Origin of the sequence: Zoogloea sp. LCSB751, assembly GCF_002028455.1 — a bacterium.
Lineage (GTDB): Bacteria > Pseudomonadota > Gammaproteobacteria > Burkholderiales > Rhodocyclaceae > Zoogloea.
On sequence record NZ_MWUM01000711.1, the window covers coordinates 1 to 230 of the forward strand.

Annotated in this window: 1 protein-coding gene; it reads left to right on the forward strand. The window is 69.1% G+C overall.

What is annotated here, in order from left to right; translation table 11 throughout:
- Positions 1–15: 15 nt before the first annotated feature.
- Positions 16–230, forward strand: a 215-nt coding sequence (locus B4920_RS28280) for a nucleoside hydrolase (RefSeq protein WP_254051089.1), incomplete at its 3' end; no start/stop codon positions are given.

Here is a 230-nt window from a genome sequence, read left to right on the forward strand (position 1 = left end):
CACCCCGCCATCGACTTGCTCGCCATCACCACAGTGTTTGGCAACGCCACCATAGAGAACGGGACCCGCAACGCCCTCTGGCTCAAGCAGAAATACGGCATGAAGGCGGACGTAGCCCAGGGCGCCGCCGCGCCGCTGCTGCGCGAGCCCGTGGGGCCGACGACAGTGGTGCACGGCCCGAGCGGGCTGGGTGATGTGGAGGCGGGGGAGGTGACCCTGACCCCGGATCC